At 43.7% G+C, this 24498-nt stretch carries 17 protein-coding genes and 1 pseudogene; 9 read left to right on the top strand and 9 right to left on the bottom strand.

Annotated features, from left to right (window positions below; translation table 11 throughout):
* Window positions 1-154: 154 nt before the first annotated feature.
* Window positions 155-2901, bottom strand: a pseudogene (locus F6K63_RS17155) (ABC transporter transmembrane domain-containing protein).
* A 610-nt stretch (window positions 2902-3511) separates the two neighbouring features.
* On the bottom strand, window positions 3512-4138 hold the full coding sequence (locus F6K63_RS17150) for a helix-turn-helix domain-containing protein (protein WP_287312752.1): 627 nt from the start codon (window positions 4136-4138) through the stop codon (window positions 3512-3514).
* A 752-nt stretch (window positions 4139-4890) separates the two neighbouring features.
* Between F6K63_RS17150 and cbiQ the strand changes: the two genes are divergently transcribed.
* Together cbiQ and F6K63_RS17140 are read left to right on the top strand one after the other, a co-directional pair.
* Entirely contained in the window at window positions 4891-5808 is a 918-nt protein-coding gene (gene cbiQ / locus F6K63_RS17145; RefSeq protein ID WP_071102422.1) for a cobalt ECF transporter T component CbiQ, read from the top strand.
* Window positions 5809-6004: 196 nt separating this feature from the next.
* Complete coding sequence (locus F6K63_RS17140) at window positions 6005-6922, top strand: energy-coupling factor ABC transporter ATP-binding protein (protein WP_083373513.1); 918 nt, start codon at window positions 6005-6007, stop codon at window positions 6920-6922.
* Between the two features lie 83 nt (window positions 6923-7005).
* Here F6K63_RS17140 and F6K63_RS17135 read toward each other — a convergent pair whose 3' ends face one another.
* Both F6K63_RS17135 and plsX read right to left on the bottom strand, forming a co-directional pair.
* Window positions 7006-8004 (bottom strand): beta-ketoacyl-ACP synthase III, encoded by a 999-nt coding sequence (locus tag F6K63_RS17135; RefSeq protein ID WP_287312751.1) that lies wholly within the window; start codon window positions 8002-8004, stop codon window positions 7006-7008.
* Window positions 8005-8417: 413 nt separating this feature from the next.
* The gene (plsX, locus tag F6K63_RS17130; protein WP_287312750.1) at window positions 8418-9467 is read right to left on the bottom strand and encodes a phosphate acyltransferase PlsX; all 1050 of its coding nucleotides are present in this window, start codon (window positions 9465-9467) and stop codon (window positions 8418-8420) included.
* Window positions 9468-9975: 508 nt separating this feature from the next.
* Here plsX and F6K63_RS17125 point away from each other — a divergent pair.
* Complete coding sequence (locus F6K63_RS17125) at window positions 9976-11307, top strand: D-alanyl-D-alanine carboxypeptidase (RefSeq protein ID WP_287312749.1); 1332 nt, start codon at window positions 9976-9978, stop codon at window positions 11305-11307.
* A gap of 548 nt (window positions 11308-11855) precedes the next feature.
* On the opposite strand, the gene lptC is transcribed toward F6K63_RS17125, so the two are convergent.
* The 3 genes from lptC to metG form a co-directional block, all read right to left on the bottom strand.
* Complete coding sequence (gene lptC, locus F6K63_RS17120) at window positions 11856-12998, bottom strand: LPS export ABC transporter periplasmic protein LptC (RefSeq protein ID WP_044492588.1); 1143 nt, start codon at window positions 12996-12998, stop codon at window positions 11856-11858.
* Window positions 12999-14016: 1018 nt separating this feature from the next.
* Window positions 14017-14619 carry a LabA-like NYN domain-containing protein gene (locus F6K63_RS17115; RefSeq protein WP_008182130.1) on the bottom strand — a complete coding sequence of 201 codons (603 nt, stop codon included), beginning with the start codon at window positions 14617-14619 and terminating at the stop codon, window positions 14017-14019.
* 103 nt (window positions 14620-14722) lie between these two features.
* Complete coding sequence (gene metG / locus F6K63_RS17110; RefSeq protein WP_502708322.1) at window positions 14723-16315, bottom strand: methionine--tRNA ligase; 1593 nt, start codon at window positions 16313-16315, stop codon at window positions 14723-14725.
* Window positions 16316-16927: 612 nt separating this feature from the next.
* On the opposite strand from metG, the gene F6K63_RS17105 reads away from it, so the two are divergent.
* The 4 genes from F6K63_RS17105 (at window position 16928) to crtR (ending at window position 19859) form a co-directional block, all read left to right on the top strand.
* On the top strand, window positions 16928-17170 hold the full coding sequence (locus tag F6K63_RS17105) for a 1-acyl-sn-glycerol-3-phosphate acyltransferase (RefSeq protein ID WP_287312748.1): 243 nt from the start codon (window positions 16928-16930) through the stop codon (window positions 17168-17170).
* On the top strand, window positions 17136-17543 hold the full coding sequence (locus F6K63_RS17100; protein ID WP_287312747.1) for a hypothetical protein: 408 nt from the start codon (window positions 17136-17138) through the stop codon (window positions 17541-17543). The genes F6K63_RS17105 and F6K63_RS17100 overlap by 35 nt, the downstream gene beginning before the upstream one ends.
* Before the next feature lie 560 nt (window positions 17544-18103).
* Window positions 18104-18340 (top strand): hypothetical protein, encoded by a 237-nt coding sequence (locus F6K63_RS17095; RefSeq protein ID WP_008182137.1) that lies wholly within the window; start codon window positions 18104-18106, stop codon window positions 18338-18340.
* A gap of 616 nt (window positions 18341-18956) precedes the next feature.
* Window positions 18957-19859: a beta-carotene hydroxylase gene (gene crtR, locus F6K63_RS17090; protein WP_287312746.1), complete on the top strand. Its 903-nt coding sequence runs from the start codon at window positions 18957-18959 to the stop codon at window positions 19857-19859.
* A gap of 225 nt (window positions 19860-20084) precedes the next feature.
* Here crtR and aroH read toward each other — a convergent pair whose 3' ends face one another.
* Entirely contained in the window at window positions 20085-20471 is a 387-nt protein-coding gene (gene aroH, locus F6K63_RS17085; RefSeq protein WP_071102415.1) for a chorismate mutase, read from the bottom strand.
* 75 nt (window positions 20472-20546) lie between these two features.
* A complete protein-coding gene (gene sppA, locus F6K63_RS17080) occupies window positions 20547-21371 on the bottom strand; it encodes a signal peptide peptidase SppA (protein ID WP_287312745.1) in 825 nt (274 codons plus the stop codon).
* A gap of 362 nt (window positions 21372-21733) precedes the next feature.
* Here sppA and F6K63_RS17075 point away from each other — a divergent pair, with 362 nt between their 5' ends.
* Entirely contained in the window at window positions 21734-22720 is a 987-nt protein-coding gene (locus F6K63_RS17075) for a DMT family transporter (RefSeq protein WP_287312744.1), read from the top strand.
* Between the two features lie 213 nt (window positions 22721-22933).
* The gene (locus tag F6K63_RS17070; RefSeq protein ID WP_287312743.1) at window positions 22934-24202 is read left to right on the top strand and encodes a HEAT repeat domain-containing protein; all 1269 of its coding nucleotides are present in this window, start codon (window positions 22934-22936) and stop codon (window positions 24200-24202) included.
* Window positions 24203-24498: the final 296 nt, after the last annotated feature.

Here is a 24498-nt window from a genome sequence, read left to right as displayed (position 1 = left end):
TATTTATTATTTATTGATACTAGTTATTGGGGCTTAGGATTATTCATGAATAAATAAATTAAAATTTATGTAATTTTTCAGGATTAAGGACTCAGGATTAAGGACTAATTTGCTGGGGATTAAAATAGTAATAATGTCCCCTTTTTGTCATTAATTACTGATGGGTTACCCTCTCAATCAATACTCCTCTATCCAGCACTAAAATTAAATCCGCATTCCGGACTGTAGACAACCGATGAGCAATGACGAATGTTGTCCTATAGCAGTCGCCAGGGCAGTTAGGACATGACAAAAGTCTCAAACCTAAGTAAGCGCAAGAGTTTGACTTCTGACTTCTGACTTATGACTTTTGACTTCTGCTATACCTTTGAGAATTTGATTTAAATTCTGCTGAATAATTCGCTCTGATTCTGCATCTAAATGGGAGGTGGCTTCATCTAAAACTAATAACTTAGGATTCCCTAACAAAGCCCGTGCGATCGCAATCCGTTGCCGTTGTCCACCAGACAATGTCCCTCCCCCTTCTCCTATCTGGGTTTCATAGCCCATGGGCAACTGTTTAATGAACTCATCAGCACCTGCCAATCGTGCTGCTTCTATAATCTCGTCTAAACTAGCGGCAGGATGACCTAAGCTAATATTTTCCCGAATGGTTCCACCAAACAAAAACGTATCTTGGTCTACTACTCCCACTTGCGATCGCAAAGACCCTAAGGACAGACTGGTAATATCAAGGCCATCAATCAATACTTTCCCATCTGTGGGTGGATACAATCCCAACACTAATTTAGAAATCGTCGTTTTCCCTGAACCACTGCGTCCCACTAGGGCTACCATTTGTCCTGGTTTCACTTCAAAGGAAAGATTTTCCAGTACATTTAAATCACTTTCTGGGTGATAGCGAAACGTTACCTTATCAAAGCAAATGTGACCTTTAATTGGTGGTAAGGATTGACGCGCCTGCTGCTGCAAATCCTCCTCTGGTTCCGCATCCAACACATCATTAATCCGTTCCATAGCAATTACTACTTCCTGGAATTCATTCCATAACACGGTTAACCGCTGGAAGGGAGTAATCACATTTCCTAGCAGCATATTAAAGGCCACTAATTGCCCAATCGTTAGCTGATTTTGAATTACTAACCACGCTCCGTACCAGAGTAGGGCTGTTGTGGCCACGGCTTCAATAGCATTGCTAAAAACTTGGAGCCGATTGCTGATAACTTGCCCAGTAAATCCCTGTTTTATCTCCTTATTTAATAACTCCTCCCAATGCCAACGTACTGTTTGTTCTACTGCTGTAGATTTTACCGTTCGGACACCAGAAATGGTTTCAATCAGATAGCTATTCTCTTTGGCGTAAGCGTGAAATATTTCCCGGGAAATCTTCCGTAAAAACGGTGTCGCGATTAAGGCTAGTAGGAAAAATGGCGGCACAATCACTAAGGCCAACAATGCCATTTTCCAACTGTACCAAAACATCAATCCTACATAGATAAATACCGTTAGTAAATCCAGCAGAATTGATAAGGCTTCACCGGTAAGGAACTGCTCAATCTTGCGGTTTTCTTGAACCCGTGATATAATGTCACCAACATAGCGGGACTCGAAAAACGAAAGAGGCAACCGCAGTGTATGGCGAATAAATCCTACAATCAGCGCTGCATCTACTTTATTAGCCGTGTGGTCTAGTAGATATTGTCGCAATCCCATCATTGCCACTCGAAATAGGCTAAACATCAGTAGCCCTAACCCCACCGCCATTAAGGTTAGCCCAGAGCGCTGCACCACCACTCGGTCTAAAATTAGCTGGGTAAATAGAGGTGTAATTAATCCAAATATCTGGATAAATAAGGAAGCAATAAACACTTCGAGCACCACTACCCCATGGGGTTTCATTAACTCAAAGAATTGCCAGAAGGTAGTAGTCGTCTCTTTAGCATCCTTGAGTAACGCAGTCGGTTGTAGCAGCAGTGCATAACCGCTCCAATCTGCTTTAAATTGCTGGTGGCTGAGGGTACGTTGACCAATGGCCGGGTCAGCAACAGTAACGGACTTTTTGGTTATTTGATAAACAACAATATAATGTTTACCTTCCCAGTGAACAATGGCTGGTAGTTTTTGTTTGGCTAGCTGGTCAAGACTAGCTTTAACCGGACGAGTAGAAAAGCCAATACTTTCTGCTGCTGCTGATAATCCCCGCAGTGATGCACCATTACGGTCTACATTAGCGATATCTCGCAAACGATTCACACTAAACCGTTTACCCCAATAGCGAGATACCATTACCAAACAGGCGGCACCACAGTCAGAACCACTCTGCTGGGCAAAAAATGGATAGCGTCGGATTACCCGTTGCCATAAATGTCCCACTCGTTGCTTAGGATTGGGAAAATAGGCTTTACTAATCGTTTTGGGAGGTGTTGATGGGGGAGTCCCTGATGGGGTGATGGGCTGGGGTGGTGGAGTGGGCTGGGTGTCGGAGTCAACCAGTACTGAATTTTGCCTACGGGCGAGATCATACAGATGGTCTCGGATGCGAGGATATTTGCTAATTAGTGGAAACAACAACTCAGGGGTTAGATAGCAAAGCTGAAGATTCCGAGAAGCCCTCGCTGAGTAAGGCGAAAAGGATGCATCGGGAAAAAACGTCGATTCCCCAAACGAGTCTCCCTCTGTCAAGGTGGCAAATTTTTCCCCAGCACTGTTGAGTAATCTGACCTTGCCGGTAATCACGATATAAATACCAGCTTCCGCCTGTTCAGCTTGCCAAAACTGGCCGACTTTTGGTTCGATAAATTTTATCTGTTTGAGAATCCTGGAAAATTCGGCATCATTAAACGAATGCCCTAGGGTATCCCTCAGCTGCTGAGAAGAAATCGGGGCTAAATTTTGAACCATAATCCTCTAAACCTAAAAAATCTTCGAGGGAGAGTTAGCGATCTAGATGGCAGGGTCGCTATATCCAGGCAAAATCCTGTGGTAATATGAAGGCAATGTAAAGTGATGAAAAACTCACTGTCTTAATGCAGTCGCTCATGGGGGAAACCCCCAAGACCGCGCTGCATCGCTTTATTTTTGGGTTGCCATTCGAGCTTCATACCGAAACAACAGACTTTTTGTAGGGTTTTGCCAGCACCAAACTAATCAATAAAAGTATGACGGTTGCGGTGCGACAAGGCGCGAGGTTCCAACGCCCACGGGAAATCGCACCAAGAGAAAGGCGCGAAATTAAAAATTGAAGTAAACCCAAAGTTGCTCATAACAGCCTGCCGGATGTAGGAGTCTGTTGACAGGGTTAAAGTCAAGGTGGTGTTAACCCTTTGGCCCTGGGATAACCACATAATAAACACGGTTTTAACCCGTTATGATGTCAATATCAACCAATGTCAAGGGAATTAAATAACCAAGATGGAAGAAGAATCCTATTCTTACCGGTAGTCTCGGTATTATATAACACAAGATTGTTCTGTGAAAAGCGTTTTTACTATCGCTAGACAAAAAACCAAGACTATAAACGAAGCCAGTCAGCGGACTTTAGATCTGATACTTCAAGAGCATCCAGGTCCCGAATCGCAATCCGATTACTAGGCTGATTGAGATTGGTACTCTCGTTTTGTTGAACAGGTTTCCCTTTAGTAGACAGGCCCATTTGTTTCAGCAGCCGATTGACATGCTGAGGGGTTATTTTAATTCCCAACTCTTTCGCTAGATGTTTACTTAACCACCCCGCTGTCCAGCGCTCAAAGGCATAACCAAATTCTTTTGGGCCACGGCTGACCAGTTCTCGCAACCGTGCCAGATAGTGATCATTTACTGCTTTAGGGCGACCAATGGGATGATCATTCCAGTTATGGGCTTGACCCATACGAGCCATAAAAATCCAATGGCGTACTGTAGCGGCACAACACCCTAGCGCTTTACAAATTTGAACTTGGCTTTTCCCTTCATCCGCTAGCAGCATAATTTCGATACGCTGACGATACTGTTGTGGCAAATCGGATTGGAGGTTTTTTTGTAGCAGTTTGCGCTGAAACGGTGTCAAACAAAGACCTACAGAAATGCGTTCGCGTAGCGTGGCCGTAGGCCAATCGCTCTTGCTTTCGGATGTGGATTGATGGTGTGACATAGCTGTCATTGATTAGAAGTTGGCATAAGTAGGGACAAACAATCAGCAAAACTCTTCTTGATGCAGTCGCTTATGGGGGACACCCCCTCATGAAGGTGCACCCGTCGCTATAAGCTTGTTTTTATATGGGTTGTAAACACAGGTATTGCTGAAAAAGGCAAGAGGCAAAAGGCATGCATGCAAGAGGGGAAAGAGATCCAGAGTTTTATTGGACAATAAAAAAAGACCATACAGGTTTACATCTCAAATACAAAAGCTATAGTGGGACATCAAAACACAAATAAAAGCTAACTGTGTGGCCAATGTGGCGCGATTTTAATAAAAATAATTAATTTATGTTGATTTTTGTATAATAAAGTGATAAAGGCATCCTGAATCTTTAAGACAAAAGGAGAGCAATTTAAGGACAGCAATTTGATGAGATGGTGCTTGCCCATATCCTCCTGATTGGCCTTTCGGCCACGCTACGCGATCAGTAGTGGGCGAATCTAATTTGCCTATCTGAGCTGATGGGCAGATAGGGGCATGGGGGCATGGGAAGAGGTATTGACGTTTTTCCCCCAATACACTGTATGAGTGAATTTAAATTCTGATTAGCTTAGGGATTGATCCTAAGTGAGCCATAGGTCATGGAGAAAAGATGAAGGATGAAGGGTAAAGTATCAAGTATGAAGTATCAAGGGTGAAGTGGAGCGATAGAACCTATGGCTCCTATGTTGATTAGACCCAATTACCAATCACCAATTACAATCAATGTCTAAATGAAACATGGACTTGATGCCTACGCTCACTTGGACTCCCCCATCCACAGTTGGGAACCTCGTGCCAAGCTAATTGCCCTATTGACCCTAATTTTCGCGTTTTCCTTTGTACAGCATTTGATAGTGCTACCAGGGATGGTGGCTCTGACCGTAATTTTTTATCGAGTCTCTCGTCTGCCACTGTCTTTTCTGTTGAATCGGTTGCGCTATCCGGGATTGTTTCTGTTAGGGATCACACTGCTACTCCCCTTCACAGTAGGCACTACCGTGATCATCCAGCTTGGTCCAATCGCCGTGCGACAGGAAGGACTGCTAACCCTAGTGCTGATTGCCACCCGTTTCCTATGTATTCTCACCATTAGTGTGATTTTATTTGGTACTGCACCGTTTTTGACCAACATCAAAGCTATGCGATCGCTTGGTCTGCCCTCACTCCTAGCGGATATGACTCTGTTGTCTTACCGCTATATGGAGCAATTTAGTAACGACCTAGCTAAAATGAAGCGGGCAATGCAGCTGCGAGGTTTTAGTGCCAAAAGACCAAAGCTTTCATGGCAGGAATTTGGACGTCACCCAGTGGGTTCGCTACTGGCATCCTTCGTTGGTAGTTACCGTAACCTGAGACTTTTAGCGTCCCTAACCGGAACACTTTTGGTGCGCAGTTACCAGCAATCCCAGCAAGTCTATAAAGCGATGATTTTACGAGGGTATAGTAACACCTCTCAATTTATGGTTTCTGAGGGTTCTGGTGTGACAAGAGAGACTAGAACACAGAGCTTTTCATTACCGCTTCCTAGGGTAAAGGGTAGGTCGTCTAGTACAAACACTGTTAGTTTGCACCACTACATTGCTCTGGGAGTCACTACCTTAATTTCAGTAGGATTTGTGATCGCAGAAATTCTGTTAACAGAAGCATGACCGAAGCGAATTCAGACTAATCAATGATGACTAATTCATGGTAATCAAATCAAGGTAATATTGATTCCGGTTAACGACTTATAAGTTTAGGGTTTGGGTTGGGGTTTTGTTAATTTAAATTTAATAACATTAACACTTAAATTAACACTTAACAAAATTCGCTCACCCCGACTATAAGTGATTAGCCGTAATTAATATGGGTGCTGAATTCATCCTAGCCTACACCGAACGCTATCATGCGAACCGACTTCATCCTTGGCCTTTCGGCCACGCTACCCGAACAGACTTCATCCTTCAGACTTTTACCGTGACCCAGCAAAAACAAGAATTTTTTTACCGAGAAGATTACATTGAACCCTATCAGTCACCTACTTCCTTACACTACGCCCTTGCCATTGATAGTCTGTATTTTTCCTACCCAGACCAACCGGATAGTTTACGCAATATCAATCTCACCATTAAGCCAGGGGAACGGGTAGGTTTGATTGGTCCAAATGGTGCTGGTAAAACTACCCTATTTCTGACCATCTGCGGCATTTTAAAACCAACTAGGGCAAGAGTGATGCTGTTATTTGGCAAACCTGTGGTAGCGGGTGAGTTTCGCCCAGAAATTGGTTTGGTGTTTCAGAATCCCGATGACCAGTTATTTTCCCCTTCGGTCTGGGATGACGTAGCCTTTGGACCAGAGAATATGGGGTTACCAACGGTTGAGGTTGAACAGCGAGTTCAAGAAGCCCTATCCCTGACGGGTGTGGAACACTTAGCGGCTCGAGTTCCCCACAACCTGTCTGGGGGTCAGAAGTGTATGGTAGCGATCGCAGGGGTTTTAGCCATGGGTCCATCCCTAGTGCTTTACGATGAACCCAGTGCCAATCTTGACCTTCGTTCTCGGCGTCGCTTGATTAGCTTTTTGAAAGGATCCCAGGAGACAATACTGATTTCCTCCCATGACCTAGAACTGATTTTAGAAGTATGCGATCGCGTTTTGCTACTTGACGAAGGACAAATTATTGCTGACGGTCATCCTCAACAAGTGATGGCTAATCAGCAGCTGATGGAGGCTCATGGTTTGGAAAAGCCTCACTCTATAGTTTCAGTTATCAGTAATCAGTGACAAGTTAGTCGTTGACAGTTGACGGTTGATTGTTAACCGTCAACAATGATTAACTGTTTCAGGATGGTGCTAGAGTAATTCAATTACCTTCCCCACTGAAAAACTGCCGCTCCCCAAGTCAATCCTGCACCAAAGCCGGAGGTAGCTATAATATCTCCTGATTTAATTTTCTTAAGCCGCACTGCTTCATCCAACACTATAGGTATAGAAGCTGCTGAGGTATTACCATATTGGGCGAGATTACTTAGAAGCTTGTCTTCAGGAATCTTAAGACGTTGGGCAACTGCATCCAGAATCCGCTGATTAGCTTGATGCAAGACCAGCCAATCCACCTGTTCAGTGCTGAGATCAGCTCGGAATAATGCTTTTTCAATCACTTCTGGTACCTTTTGCACCGCAAAGCGATAAACCTCTTTGCCACTCATGGTAATGGGCTGATAAGTCCCTTTACCAACAGTCAAACCCTTGACAATTTCCTGCTGTTGTGATTTATAGGCTAACTGAAGACAGCTATTTTGGGTACCATCACTACACAGTGCAAATCCCAGTAAGCGATCGGATTGATTTCCCTGCAAAACTACAGCCCCAGCACCATCTCCAAATAGTACACAAGTACTTCGGTCTGACCAATCCACCCACCTTGAGAGAATATCGGCACCAATTAGTAAGACATTTTGGTAAACGCCAGTGCGGATAAATTGGGACGCTGTAGCCAGTCCAAAGACGAACCCTGAGCAGGCTGCGGTTATATCAAAGGCAACTGCTTTTGATGCTCCCAGGAGTGCCTGAACTTGATTAGCACTGCCAAACAGATCATCCGGGGTTGAGGTGGCTAGGATAATCATATCTAGGTCATCAGGAGCAATTCCAGCCATAGCGATCGCATTCCTTGCTGCCCCAGTAGCCATCTCACTTAGACTCCCTTGTGCATGCACCAGATGCCTTTGCCGAATTCCGGTACGGGTGGTAATCCACTCATCCGATGTATCAACCATTTGGCTTAGTTGATGGTTATCGAGGGTAACCTCTGACGCTGCGGAACCGCTTCCGGTAATAGCAATGCCTGTTCCTAGTTGATTCAAGGCTATTCTCCATCAGTTGCATCCCATGTTTTTCTCTTCCCAAGTTCGCTGCTTAGGGAGAAGGCGGAAAGACTGGTGATTGGTCAATCTTGCCATCAATGCCACACTCAACTATAGCACACAAGCCTTAAACAACTATGTTGTGAGGCTTGTGGGACGCTCAAGCTAACAATCTGCCATTATCACGGAACCCTCTTGTAATTACCGTTATCGATCGCCACCCTAATACGGTGGGCAATTCCGCTAAGGAATTCTAACACGAGACTTGATCAGCTAGTCAAAGTTTAGTCCCCATGCTTGACACTCTTAAGGTTAACGGTTAACCATAAACTTTCAACCGCCAACGGTCAACCGTCAACAAAAAAACAGTTGCGCTAATGGTAGCCTTGAAATGCTGATCAGTCGATCATGCCTTACTCCTCACTGCTGGAATTAGTAGCCACTGATTTCTTAGACTTTTTGAAGTGATTAGCTTTAATCCGCTCTAGTACTCGGTGATCAATGGCTTCTTGAGCCAACCGAATGGCGTTAAAAATCGATGGGGCTTGGGAGCTACCGTGACTAATAATACAAATTCCTGCCACCCCCAAGAGTAGAGCACCGCCATGTTCGGCATGATCCATACGCTGCTTAATCCGCTTCAAGTTGGGTTTTAACAACGCTGTACCTAGCTGACCTTGTATCCCTTGAGGCAGTTCTTCTCGGATAATTTGCAGCATCACCTCCCCTACTGCTTCGGCAAACTTGAGCAGTATATTGCCCACAAAGCCATCGCACACAATTACATCAAACTGACCTGAGAGTACATCTCTACCCTCAGCATTGCCAATAAAGTTTATTCTGGAATTCTTTCGTAGCAGTTGATGAGTGCGGATGGCCAAATCATTGCCTTTACACTCTTCCTCACCAATGTTTAGCAGACCCACCTTAGGCTCTTCCATGCCCAAGACATACTTGCTATATACTGACCCCATGATGGCAAACTGCTCTAGATATTTAGGGCGACAATCCACAATTGCCCCCACGTCCATTATCATCACTGGCTTGCCAGCCATGATGGTAGGAAACACTGCGCCAATTGCGGGACGGTCAATCCCTGGCAGACGCCCTAAGCGCAATAGAGCCGCTGCCATGGCTGCCCCAGAGTGCCCAGCACAGACTACAGCGTCAGCACGTCCTTCCTTGACTAAGTCCATGGCTACGTTAATAGAAGCGTTGGGCTTACGCTTCAAGCTCACCAAGGGTTCTTCACCCATGGCAACGACACCATCAGCAGCTACAATTTCTATCTGACTTGATCCGTGGTGTTGGGCAATAGAGGATCTGATTTGCTCAGGATCCCCTACCAACAATACCTCTACCCCTAACTCAGCTTGTGCTCTAATAGCTCCAGCAACTATTTCATGGGGGGCATAATCCCCGCCCATAGCGTCTATTGCGATTCGTGCGCCAGTCGATGCCATTGCTCAAAGTTTATAGAAACCTTCCACATCTTACCAGAACCATTACCTGGAATAGTAAACAATGTGATCTGTTTAACTTGAGATTTGGGACCCGAAAGACTTGCATGGTGACATGTTCTCAACAGAACTGTTCAGATACATTTAACCCGGTAATTCCGCCCCATAGCCGGAATCCGTGTATAGCACGTCAATTAACAATTGACGAGGAGGTATCTGTGTTGGCTTTGCCGGAAAATCCCAAAAGCGCTTTTGCTTACAGCCAATGCATTTACTACAGAACAACTTAACTGTTGTTTGATACAACAATTGCTCTTAGCTCGATTATTGCTTAGGTCGTCTTGATCAGCAGACTCCCAAATCTCAAGCTTCTGTGGCTGTTAAGACAATTATACCAGATAAACCCTACGACAAACCGGAAACTTCCTGAGAATCATTGATTAGGACTTAACAGTAGCAGCATTCAGTATCTAAAATAGAGCAGCCTCAAGAAACAAATGTGGTGTAGTGAATGCTAAAACAACTTGCTGCTGGGATGCTGGCCGGTGCGTTTGTCGTTATATCTGTGAAACTTTGGAGAATTTTGCAACCCATCAACCTTGATCAAGCTCAACTGATGGCTTGGCGGGATACCCCCTTGTTTACCTTGCCAGCTGAACCAGACCCGTCTGCTGAAGCGATTGTGGCTGAATTCATAGAAAAATGGCGTGTTCAAGGTTCAGCAGTTAAGCAAGGAGTATGGATTCAATCGGGACTGACTAGACTGGCGACCCACCGGGGAAATGTTCCAATACCCGCAGCTTCAATCACGAAAATTGCCACTAGTCTAGCGGCATTACAGCAATGGGGACCAGCTCATCAATTTGAAACTAGAGTCAGTGCCACCGGAATAGTTAAAGATGGGGTATTGCAGGGAGATTTGGTAATTACTGGTGGTAGCGACCCGTTTTTTGTGTGGGAAGAAGCGATCGCATTGGGTAATAGTCTAAATCAACTGGGAATCCGCCGGGTCACTGGGAATTTAGTCATCATTGGCAATTTCACTATGAATGATAAAGACAACCCAGAAATTGCTGGTGGGCATCTCTTGCAAGCTTTAAAATCCAGCAGCTGGTCTTGGCAGATTCTCCGCCAGTATCAATCCATGCCCAAAGGAACCGAGAAACCCCAATTAGAAATTGCTGGTAATGTAGTCGTATCTGATACTCCCATTCCGAAGCAAGAATATCTGTTACTCCACAAGTCTTTGCCCCTGGTAGATATTCTTAGAGAGATGAACATCTACAGTAACAACGACGTATCTCAGATGTTGTCTCAAGCCATTGGCGGTGCTCAGACAACCGCTCGGTTGGCGGCTAGGTCAGCTGGTGTACCCGGTAGCGAAATTCAGTTGATTAATGGCTCTGGCTTAGGTATGGAGAATCGAATTTCCCCCCGTGCTGCTTGTGCTATGCTCATGGCTATTGAGCGCTTTTTACAGCCTTACCAGCTTAATCTTAGGGATGTCTTCCCCCTAGCTGGACGGGATACTAAGGGGACCATGCTCGACCGTAACATTCCCCCAGGGGCTGTGATTAAAACCGGAACTCTCAGAGAAGTTAGTGCTCTAGCTGGTTTTCTCCCAACACGCGATCGCGGTTTAGTGTGGTTTGCCATCATTAATGGTGGCAACGATATCCTAGAATTTCGGGCAAAACAGGATCAGCTACTGCAACGCCTGTCTGTCGAGTGGGGTGCCCTTACCCAAAAGAGTAGCAATCAAACCCATAAACCATTGATCATTGGTGATCCCAAGCGTATTGAAAAAATCAGCAGTACCGTGCTGATTGAAAATCAAAAATAGCAAATAGATATCGAGTTGGCTTGAAATTTTGTTGACGGTTGAAGGTTGACGGTTGACCGTTGACGGTCAACCTTCAACAGTTAAGTTCAAGGGTTGAGCAACGGCTCCAAAGCCAGTCTCAGCAATAAATTAATTTAGCTGTCCGGCAAAATTAATCCCACACCTAATGCGTAGCATTAGGTGTGGGATTAATTTTGCACAGGGTATTATAAAATTGCTATAATATATGTACTGATAAACAAAGCCGTTCGCGTAGCGTGGCCTACGGCCTTAAATGCTGGTTTGTCAGCCACTTACGTGCCTAAAAAATAGAACTTATTGTATTGTTCCGGTGGGTCGGGGCATCCCGTGTCGTTAATAAAGCTTACCGAGTATCCGTTCGCGCCCCGCGTCGGCGAAAGCCGATAGTGATGGCTGGAGTTGGTAAGAAGCCCACACTGTAATCTTCGATGAGCGTGTGGGAGTATGTCACGTTATAGTCAACCTTGGCCAAAAGGCCACGGGTTCGCGTTCAACCTTTAACCTTAAACTTTCAACTTTCAACCAGATCAAGGAATAATTTCTGTTACCACTCTTTCCCCAACACCACTAGTTACTAAAATATCTTGAGCTTCCAGGTTACCCACTGCTTTATCACCAGTCGTATTAAATTGGGGTGAAACTTGTTCATATATTACATTACCTGAGGCTTCCATCTGTTGGGTGGGGATATCCCAAGTTAGCTGATTAGCGTATAGTTTGGATTGCTTACGGCTTCCCTCCCCTTGTACTCCTCCAGTTAATCTAACTACTTTCTTGCCCAAATCTACCCGTCCCCTGTTAGCTGTTACCATCACTTTCTCCTGCTGGTGAACAATTCTAACCGGCTGATCGGACACAACAGTTTTATCATTCAAATTCCAAACTGCTGAATTACTCGATATCACGACCGGTGGTTCAACCGAAGTCAACTGCACATTTTTCTTGAGAGTTGCTATATTTGCCTTAAGGTTTACCTCAGAATTGTCTGCTTCCACTCGTTCTGTTACTACCTTATTTTTATAGCGCTCAATAAATATCCTTTTGTTACCAATTACCTTCTGTTGTTCGATTTGCCAGAGCAAACGTTCCGTTTTCATTTGCAAGTTTGGGTCTTTCGATATGGCTGCTACTTGACCAATTAATTCCAAATTCTGGGTGCGACTTAAGTAACGCCCTTCTTTTGCGGATGCTTGTAGTTTAGGGTGATTACCTTTAACGTTATTGCGGATAACTAACAAATCTTCCTTAGGTTTCCACTCAGACTCATCACCTCGTAACACAGCACCATTACGGGGATCTGTAGCCGTGACCTGACCTTTGAGAAACACTATCTCACCATTCTCTAGGATTTCCCCACTCTGGGCTGAGACCTGTAAGATCAGTTTCCCATCTTGATACAAATCCCCATTGGGTTTCTCAATGTAAGCGATTTTTCTATCTGGAGAGTAAGTCGCTTTATCTCCAGTAACTTTCCATAGAGGACGACCTTGCTTATCTGACTGATCTAGAGTGACGTTTTTAAAGACTAGACTTCCTTCAATTTTTTCAGTAACGTTAGTGTCTTCCTGAACTTGATTTAATGGCTTCGGCTCACTCTTACAGCCAGATAATGAGTAAACCATGAAAATCAAAATAAAAAATTTAAGACATCTCTTGGAGTATAAAAACATATGGCTTAAGAGCGTGTGGTTAGGATAAATGACTATAAAATAATCGATACAAAGCTTAATCATAAAGACTTGTATCGATTTAAAAAAGGAATTTTTATAAAAATTGCTTACTAGGAAACGCTATAGTAGTTATTACTAGTTATTAGAAGTTTTTATAACCTCTATAGTTCCTGGGGGGCGACAAGCCCCCCAAAGTCCTTGTCAGCTCTAGGTTTAAGGTCACTATCATCCCAAACTATACCTAGACAATCATGAGCATATTTTCAATGACTGAGAACTCAATCCCTGATTCTTTCGTCCAAGTGGTCGAAAAATCCGGTTGATAAGTTGGGTAACTGAATTGACGCGCATCATGACCAGATAAGGATTATAGCCTACCTTTCACCCCCTCAGCGCTCGGCAGAATATTTTCAATGACTGAGAACTCAATCCCTGATTATTTCCTTCAATTTGGATATAAGTTTTGTAACTGAATTGACCAAACCCAGATGAGTTAATGATTATAGGCGATCTGTTACCCCCTCAGCTATACTTGACGTAGTTGCTTAGCTTTAAGTTTTTAGATGTTTTACCCTACTCCATGAATAAGGTCTGTATGTCAACTATAGGAGGGCAAAGCATCGGACATAAACTATAGGGTTTCAGCCACTAATTACTGCCCGAATGCTACAAGACATGAGAAACAAACGCCCACACACCTACATCGTAGTTTCGACCCCATCAGACAGACCATAATCACCAATGACAATGACTAATGACTAATGACGTAAGTATTCAGCCGTCAGCTCTCAGCCGTCAGCCGTCAGCCGTCAGCCGTGAGCTAAAAGCTCACGCTGCGCGAACAGCCGTCAGCCGTCAGCAGACTTAACTGAGATTAAACGAATGCTTACCTCTTTCATTCAAAAGCACCTCAAGTAGCAACTCAAGTAGCGCATTAGCTGATAGCTGATAGCTGATAGCTGATAGCTGAATGCTTACCTAATGACTAATCACTAATCACTAATCACTAATCACCAAACTATTTGTGCTGTTCATCCATCACATTGAACCCAGACAACGGACGGTAAGTATAGTTTTGTTTGGGTGTTTTTTGGATACTTTCTTGGATGGTATCAAGGTCAATATAGCGGTCGGCTACATTAATTAGACTGTCACTGGTCATGGAGCGTAGGCTGACCACCTCAACCCGAACTCCCCGATAACTTACAGAATCCACTGCATAGGCAAGATCGCCATCTCCACTGACTAGAACTGCTGTGTCGTAGGAACCCACTAGTGCCATCATGTCAACAGCAATTTCTACATCCAGATTCGCTTTTTTTGAGCCATCTGGTAGCTGCACTAAATCTTTGGCAATTACTCGGTAGCCATTACGACGCATCCAAAGCAGAAAGCCCTGCTGCTTCTCATTAGTACGATCAACACCAGTGTAAAAGAAAGAGCGTAGTAGCCTAGACCCTGCTGTCAAACGACACAATAGCTTAGTGTAGTCAATTTCAATCCCTAGTTGAAGGGCAGCATAAAATAAGTTTGAACCATCGATAAAGATGGCAACACGACCACGGTTTTCTAGGACTTGTTCAGGTGTAAAAATTGGGTCATGATTATAATGGCTCAGCATTTTTATTATACCTCTTTGTTAAAAAAAAATTAAAAAACTTTTTACTTAATCAGCATTAAGGTAAGATGCCGATTAAGTTTTTGGTTAATAAGACGGAACCAAATTAGGCGAGTTCCAGTCGTGCAAATACCGGTTTGGGTTTTCCTAGCTTCTGGTTTTGAGCTAAAACCCCCCAAGATGCATGGGATACATAGGGCGCAGCCAAAAAGATGTGTTCTTTTTGGCTAAAGTCGATGGCAAAACCTAGTTGTTGGTAAATCTCCGTACTAATACTGGGAATAATCGGTGATAAGAGATAGGCAGCTAAGCGCACTGACTCTAAAACTGTATATAACACTTGTTCAACCTCTTGCTGTTTTCCTTGTTTATACAAGCTCCAGGGAGCTTGCTGATCTAGAAATTTGTTACTGGCTCGAATCAGAGTAAATATTTTTTGGCAAGCTTGGCTAAACGCTAGGGATTCATAAGCCCTAGCGACTTGTGAACCGAGATCTAAGCCAATTTCGAGCAGAGGATTGACCTGTGAAATATCTGAGCCAGTTAAACCTGGAACAATACCTTGACAATACTTTTTAGCCATTCCCAAGGTGCGATTGAGCAAATTACCTAGGTCATTGGCTAAATCGGCATTGACGATATCGATAAAACGGGTTTCACTAAAATCCCCGTCTCGCCCAAATTCAATCTCTTTTAGAAAATAATAGCGAATTGCATCAGCACCGTATTTATCTACCAACTCCACTGGGTCTAGGGTATTGCCTAGACTTTTTCCCATTTTTTGACCATCTTTGGTCAGAAAGCCATGACCAAATACTTGACCTGTAACAGGTAGAGAGGCTGACATTAACATGGCAGGCCAGTATACAGCATGAAAGCGCAGGATGTCCTTACCGATAAGATGTAAATTGATCGGCCACCATTTTTGTAAGGCATTATCAAGGGTTGGTTCACTATCGGGATCCAATAGGGCAGTGACGTAGCCTAGTAAGGCATCAAACCAGACATAGATGGTGTGGCTGGGATCAACCGGTACTGGGAAGCCCCAATCGACATTCAATCGCGAAATCGAAAAATCCTGTAGTCCCTGACTGACAAAACTCAACACTTCATTACGGCGACTTTCCGGTTGGATAAAATCTGGTCGCTGTTGGTAAAGTTCTTCTAGCTGTTTTTGGTATTTAGATAGCCGGAAAAAGTAGTTTTGCTCATCCCGCCACTCCGCTTCTTGATTGGGGTGAATCGAGCAGCGGTTTCCAGCTAGGAGTTCCCGTTGCTCTTTGAATTCCTCACAGGAGACACAGTACCAGCCTTGTTGTTGACTCAGATAAATGTCACCATTATCCCAAACCCGCATGAAAAATTCTTTGACAATGGCTTGGTGGCGGGTAGCGGTAGTGCGGCTGAAACGGTCATACTGGATATTGAGCTTTTGCCAGAGGACATCAAATCCAGCAGCTATCTTGTCGCAATGTACTTGAGGATCTACCCCTTGAGTTTCAGCAGTCCGCTGAATTTTTTGTCCATGTTCATCTGTGCCAGTAATTAACAGTACGTCTTTGCCCTGTAACCGTTGAAAACGAGCTACTGCATCAGATGCCATGGTGGTATAGGCACTGCCGATATGGGGTAAGTCGTTCACATAGTAAAGGGGTGTTGTAATGGCAAATGTATTTTTAGTAGTATTCGTATGAATCATATGAGTGTTAAAAACGCCCTCCAGCCAACTGATTTAACTTATTTAAGTGATTTTTAACGTAGTGTATGCCTACTAGTATTAATTTTAGTTGTTACTTTATGTAGTATTTATCTAATCAGATTTACTTAAGTTTTAACCTTTTCTAAAAAGTATCTGTCGCTACTTTTTAGTTTACGTTACTCAAAATTGTTTATTCTCTTGTAACTCATTCCACGTATTTTAGTTGTGGGGTTTGGAGTCATTAGTCCTTAGTATGTTACTCATGAGTAAGGACTAATGATAAGCAGCCGATGAGTTATCCCACTGCCTTGAAGGAATGGAATCAAGGCCACCTTCTGTCACTTGATTATAAGGAAAATTAATTATTAACATAAGTTAGTAGTCTAGTTTAGATTTAACAGGCTTTTTCTACTACTGGCTTAATGCCTAATGTGTCAAGCTACACACTTGTAGTCACTGGCAGTCTATCACCATTAGTTGTGTTGCACCTGATTATCTCTACTTTAAGGCATCTGTCAATAGATAGAATTTTAAAACAATGTTAAGAAATGTTAATTTAGATTAGAAATTGATGACTGAAACTGATGTCTGACCATCTTCCCCTACAGCTTTATGATGCGCTGCTTGCTGCAATGGGAAGACAAATGTTCCAATATCGATGAGGATCCCATTCCTCATAAATCTGCCGTTGTAGTAGTGAGCAACCATCGTGGCTTTCTAGATGTCCCGTTGTTGATGGTAGCCTTAGGGCAACCAATCCCCATTGCTTGTGATCATTACATCGGACAAGTACCAGTGATGCGGGTGGGTTGTCCAGCAGATGGGTTGTTTCCCTCTAGAAAAACCAGAACATAGACTGTGGACGTTTTTACAACAGGCAAGTCCGTTTCTCGAACATAATCATTGGGTTGGGGTGTTTATAGTCCGAGCCCAACCAATGGTGAATTTGACTCAGCCTTTGGCAATAGGTAAGTTTTATAAAGGCTTTGCCCACTTAGCTTTGTGGACATCAGTTAAACAGGCAGCGCCGCGCCTATTAGCGATCGCTTCCCAAGAAAAAATCGTACACTCAGTGATACCGCTGCGATGGTTAGGTTTGTTTGACCGATCTGAACCCCGATTTGAACAAATGGGTTGGCATCCGATGGTTATTCATCGTTGTGTGGCAGTATTAGTTCGACATTGCTATTGGATTACAGATAAACAGCGGAACTATCAAGGGAAATAGATTGTGTGGTCCATTACTAAGAGGTTGTCTGAGAAGTCTCATTTGCTACATTCAAGCCCCCTAAATCCCCCAATTTTGGGGGACTTTTACCAACAAATGGATTCTTGTTCCCCCCAGAATTGGGGGGCTAGGGGGGCAAAATTCAGTATCAAAAAACTTTTCAGATATCCTCTAAGACCTGCCGGTATTAAATTGCTAGGTTACTACAGGGGATCAAGGATAAAGTATGAAGTATCAAGTATTAAGCCTCAAGGATAATATGGGCTTGTTAGTGTCTCACTTATGGTTGACTAAAAACTTGAGCCATTACCATAATTTAAACTACCTATTTTATCTATGGTTTTGCACATATTATCATCCCAATAAAATTGACTAATACTTCAATTAATTAGCGGGTTTAATAGGAATAATTATTCGTTATAATTACGCAAAAAAAAATGTTGATATCTATAATAATTAATTATGAAAATAAACAATACCAAAAGTTAATATTTATCCGTGTTTATTGACTCCGTGATAGTTTAATTGGTGATTATCCACTATTTGTTTATTTACCAGGGATGGTTCTAACGGGTGAGCTGTTGGCAGTACAGACTAAACATTTAGAAACTGCTTTTGATGTGCGTTATTTGGCGATCCCAACGGATGATTTAAGCAACTCTCAGAAGTTGGCAGGGGTAGTGGTTAACCTGATTGAAGCGGAACTCAACCAGGGAGCTTCACAGGAGGTTTATCTGTGTGGCAAGTCGAAAGGAAGTCTGTCTGGCTTTGAAAGTAGCTCTGAAAACCCCCCATAGGATTGAGCGGATTATTTTGAGTAATCGAGCTACTTCTTTTAACCAACGACCTTTCTTAATGCAAAGCGCGAGTGGGGAAGGGCTGCATCAAGACAAGGCTCCCCTCTCCTTACGGTAATTGATTTGACCGCGCTGCATCGCTGAAAGCCCAGTGGAAACCCCCACAGGTCGGCGCTGCCTCCCTTTGACCTCACTGGCTCCCCTGTTCCGAAGCTGCATCGCTAGCTTAAATAGGGGGCACAATTGATCTGCTGGCTCCGGTGAGTAGGTCTATCAAGCATCAGCCTTGGGACTTTTGCGGTTCTGATTAACGTTAGGCAGAACTGTTTCCCCAAAGGAAAGATGGTGGTGCTTCCCCAGAGTGGTAACCCCTGCCTAATCGAAACAGAGGTTAACCTGTAGAAGATTATCAGCTTCACAATTGAAAACCCCTGTGCGTCCCAGAAGCAGAAGGGGATGAAAACTAGTGGCGGAGGGTGACTCCCCTCGTGACGAGAGTGATTTTCCTGACATTGAGTCTAGTTTATGATATGAAGCTCTAATCTTAACAAATCTTTATGATTGAGCCATTCTACCTTATACTACCAAAAGACAGTAGAAAGGAGAGAAAACAAGTATGTCGGAGGCCATCAAGCCGCTGACAGTGCCCAAGGAGTTCCTGGGTGCCCCGGATAAGTTTAACTTAACGTTACTCATGTTTGTGGCGGCGATCATCTTGGTGGTCTGTTCCACCGGTGGTTACTGGCTTTGGGATTTGCCTAACGCTTGCTGCTTTAGCATTAATGTCCTTGCCTTACACATGGTAGGAACAGTCATTCACGATGCCTCTCACCATGTTGCCCACAAAAACCGTTACGTCAATGCCCTAATGGGTCATGCTAGCGCCCTGATGTTAGGTTTTACCTTCCCAGTGTTCACGCGGGTTCATATGCAGCATCATGCCAATGTTAACGATCCCGAAAACGATCCCGATCATTTTGTTTCTACTGGTGGTCCGCTGTGGTTAATTGCAGTTCGCTTCTTTTATCACGAAATATTTTTTTTCAAGCGCCGTTTGTGGCGTAAGTATGAGCTATGGGAGTGGTTTTTTAGCCGTCTATTCATCGCCATCATCATATATCTTGGTTGTCAATACGGCTTTTTAGACTACATCATGAACTATTGGTTTGTGCCGGCATTAGTTGTAGGTATAGCGCTAGGATTGTTCTTTGACTATTTGCCCCATCGTCCATTTAAAGAACGTGATCGCTGGAAAAATGCTAGAATTTACCCCAGTCCCATCATAAACCTGCTAATTATGGGACAAAATTATCATCTAATTCATCACCTGTGGCCGAATATACCCTGGTACAAGTATCAGTCCGCCTACCGTGCTGTTAAACCCCTTTTAGATGAAAAAGGTTGTGATCAATCTCTAGGACTCCTGGCCCAAAAGAGTTTTTGGAACTTTGTATACGACATCTTTTTAGGAATTCGTTTCCACCGCAAATCATCTGATAGACAAACGGAATCAACCTGAAAATGCTTTTATTGATGGTTGACCATTGACGGTTGACCATTGATACATTTCAGTCAATAAAATCCCATGCCTGTTAATTGTTAATTGTTAATTGTTAATTGTTAATTGTTAATTGACCATTGACCATTAACAATTTTCTTTTGACTAATGACTAATGACAACTTGAACTTACCGCTGGCTAATTGCTAGGGGCAATCCCCATGCTTAGTATAAATAACCTGACAACTAACGGCTGACTTGAGCTAAGGTCCAATCAGGCCTTAAATTTTTTGCCTGACGTAAATAGGGATGATAAATTTCAAGTTGAGAAACAGGAGTGTTGATGTGGATTAAACACCGGATACAACGCTCTAGGCTACCCTCGACATGCATTTGTTGCACATCAAGTAAAGGAACATGATCCCAATTCGGACGTTCTCGTGCGATCGCAGCTGGAAATTTAGCATCCAAATCACGGGTCGTGGTGAAAATCGCACTAATAATTTCTTGATGGTCGATTTCATTATGAGCTTCGAGTTGATCTAGCAGTTCCATCACTGCTTCTCGAATCGCTGCTACTGTATTTTCTGAGGCAGTTGTTGCGCCTCGAATTGCTCTAACTCTCCAGTGCAAGGTAAGATCCTCCGAATTTCCCTGGGAGATTTGAGATCTTACACGCTTTGTGAAATCTCAAATCTCCATGTTATCTTATGGTCGGTACAACCATAGTGGCTGACCGCTAGTTGATAGTTCAAACTCTAACCAATCTATACCAACAGATATCTGAGATCTATTGCGAATAAGGTTACCCGGTAGCAAGCGACTCAACAATGGTTTGGGTTCTTCGATGGTGAAAGACTTGGTTTTCTCTGGGTCAAGACCCACCAATTCCGCTGCCCAGCAACGGGCATCTTCTTCAGTTCCCAGCCGATCAACCACCCCCAAGTTATGTGCTTGCTCACCAGTAAAAATCCTACCATCAGCAAAACTTTTTACTACATCTACATCTAGCTTGCGACTCTGGGCAACAGTTTGTACAAACTGCTGATAACTGGTATCGATCAACTCTTGAAGAATAGTTTTTTCCGGCTCAGTCAGTTCCCGGTCAAACGCCAATATATCTTTGTATGGACCTGACTTAATGACCTTAAAGGAAACACCGATTTTATCCAACAAGCGCTCTATATTGTTTCCCCGCAGAATCACACCAATACTTCCAGTGATTGTACCAGGGTTCGCTACTATATGTTCCGCTCCCATCCCAATGTAAACACCCCCGGATGCGGAGATATTGCCAAAGCTAGCTACAATTTTCACCTTTTCTCGCAACCGCACCAAGGCGCTATAGATTTCCTGAGAATCCCCCACTGTACCACCAGGACTGTCAATCCGTAATAGTAAGACGGGAAATTTCTTCTCTTCAACAGTTTTCAGGGCTTCGAGGACCCGTTTACGGGTACCACCAGCGATCGCCCCCGTGATTTCAATGCGAGCAATTTGTTTGAGAGATTTGCGTTTAAACGGCCAAGGCATAGGTGATTGTGAGTATCTAGTCTAGATTTAAGTGATTACTGGAGCTTGTATATATAGTTTGCATCATTTTATAAAACGGTTAGCTACTCAGGGGCTTTAAATAAATAAATAAATAAATAAATATATAAAGCTATACAAGTGTTTAACCAAATATGAAAAGCGGCTTTAAGCTGTCGCCCATTGAAATTGTATGTTATTGAAGTAAGCTCGAAAAACTCCAAAACTCACTACTGTGCTCCTGAGCCCCCTGCTCCTGAGCCAAGTTAATATCTAAAGTCAATATCTAAAGTCAATATCTAAATCAAATATATGACAGCTGCTTGAGTGTCGGTTATTTTCGTTATTCACTATAAATCAGGATTATGCAACTAAAAGCCAACACCATACTGTCACCAAGGTCACTACTAGGTTCACTACTGCTGATTTCCCCCTTTTTCCTATGGGGTACAGCTATGGTAGCCATGAAAGGGGTGATCCCTAACACAACCCCTCTGTTTATGGCTGGGGTGCGGTTAGTACCAGCAGGAGTTTTAGTATTAGGAGCAGCAACTGTGATGGGTCGTCCCCAGCCGAAAGGTGGGTTAGCCTGGCTGTGGATTAGCTTATTTGCCTTAGTCGATGGGGCAATGTTTCAGGGTTTCCTAGCCCACGGATTGGTTAGCACTGGCGCGGGTTTGGGTTCGGTGATGATTGATAGTCAACCCCTAGTGGTTGCCCTGCTATCAGGATTGCTCTTTGGTGAACTGATTGGACTTTGGGGTTGGTTAGGATTAGGATTTGGTATAGTAGGAATCAGCTTGATTGGCTTGCCGGATCAATGGATTCTCAGCCTTTTTACTGGCAACGCTCAAGCTATAGAATTAAGCTGGCAACAGCTGTTTGATCATGGGGAGTGGCTGATGCTCTTAGCATCCCTTTCCATGGCAGTAGGCACCGTAATGGTTCCCATTATCAGCCGCTATGCAGACCCAGTTGCTGCTGTTGGTTGGCACATGATCCTAGGGGGATTACCGTTATTTGCCCTCTCTAGCGTCATAGAATCCCAGCAATGGGTGAATATTGATGGAGTTGGCTGGATCGCATTAGCTTACTCCACTGTTTTCGGGAGTGCGATCGCATACGGTATATTCTTCTACTTTGCCTCCAAGGGCAATCTCACTAGTCTGTCTAGCTTAACCTTTCTGACACCAGTATTTGCCCTACTATTTGGGAATTTAGTGTTGTCTGAGGTACTCAGTTCCCTACAGTGGACTGGTGTGTGCCTGACATTGCTCAGCGTTTATCTAGTGAATCAGCGGGAACAAATAGCAACTCGGATCAAAGCAAGGCTGGCAAACAATAGCGGCTAGCCAGAGCGGAAAACTGGCAGTGGAAACAACAACTGAGTCTGAAGAAGGTAGTGCTAAGCTACCAGAAACCCAGCAGTGAAGCCGATTTGATACAATTGAGATTAATCGAGCCAAAATTCTGTTGCTCGAACGACTAAAGCACATGGGATTTAGCGTTGTGTGTTAAGTGCGTAAGCTAGAATTGGCGTTCACATTCGAGTCCTGTAGAATTTTATGACTCGCCATTGGTCTATCATACTTGTAGCTACCTGTTTGAACTGCCTAGGCTGGGTGCTGGGAAGCAGTCAAGCGGCGAAATTAGAAAAAGCGAACGCATTTTCAACCAACAACCTCCCTGACCCGTTGCTCATCGCTCAATCTCCCACTTCTGCCACAGAAACTGACCAACCAATTCTGCTCAAAGGGAGTCGGGGAAAAGAGGTGGCTCTTGTGCAAGCCAAGCTAAAGCATCTTGACTTCTACGATGGGCTTGAAGATGGTGTTTATGGTGAGGATACAGAGAAAGCAGTCGCTTTATTCCAAGAATCCGTTGGATTGAGAAAACTGGGTGTTGTTGATTCTGTTACTAGGAAGGAATTGGAGCAAGCCTACGCTGCTAAGACGACAACCACCAGCACGAGTTCAGCTCCAAAGTCAGGTGAATCAGTGTCAGCCGAATCGACTACTACGGAGCCTTCGACTCTGGAAAAGAGCCCGTCATCATGGTTGATCATCCCAGCCATCATCATGGCTGGTGGCGGTTTTTTGCTATTCAAGTGGCTGACTAAACCAAAACGACCCGTAGACTCAAAATTAGCGCCCTCCACAGAAAACCAAGCTAAACAAGATCCTAGAGTCAATAACCTCAAAGTCCAAGTGTCAACTGACTCCCAAAACCACCATCCTCAAAGGGATTATAACCATAGCGTTAGTTATGATGTCGCCAATCCTAGCAATCCTCAACCTCAGTCTTTAGCTGATTCCTTACATGTCAAAAAGACCACTCGCCTGACTAAATTTAGTATTGTTGAGGAATTAATCAGAGAATTAGAAGACCCAGATCCAAAAAAGCGACAACAAGCTATCTGGGAATTAGCCCAAAAGGGGGATTCGAGGGCAGTAAAGCCCCTAGTGGACTTAATGCTAGATTCTGATTCTAAGCAGCGTGGCTTGATTTTGGAAGCCTTATCCCAAATTAGCACCAAAACCCTCAAACCGATTAACAAAGCCCTAGCCATTTCTTTGCAGGATGACAACCCCCAAGTCCGGAAAAATGCGATTCGGGATGCAACGCGAATTTATGAATTACTAAATCAAGTCTTGCAGATGTTGCGTCACGCTACGGATGACCCGGATTCTGAAGTGCGAGAAACGGCAAAATGGGCAATCGAACAGTTTAATAAAATGCGCCCTGCCCCTAATCTGGATAGTTTGCCACCAGCACAAAATTACCTGAATTCATCGGAAAATAATTCAAACCATTACCAAGATAATAGCGACTAGTTAGGGAACTTCGGAACAGGTAATAAAAGTTTGATAACCTTGACTTACTGTGCTATAATCGGTAACAGTAAATAAAAATTTTCTAAGCTTTACTTACCGTGCTTTAAGATATTTCAAATAAACGTTTTGAAGTAAACGTTTGATTAATTAATTTTAAGTTTATACTTATAGTTTTGATGTAAGCATTCAGCCCTTAGCGGTCAGCCGTCAGCCTTGGCAAAAGGCCACGATCCGCGAATGGCTGAAAGCTTAATACTGATAGCTGAATGATAGCTGAAAGCTTAATACTGATAGCT

Source organism: Moorena sp. SIO1G6 (assembly GCF_010672795.1).
Classification (GTDB): Bacteria; Cyanobacteriota; Cyanobacteriia; order Cyanobacteriales; family Coleofasciculaceae; genus Moorena; species Moorena producens.
Note: the sequence above shows the minus strand (reverse complement) of the source record. Positions and strands in the feature narration are given on the sequence as shown.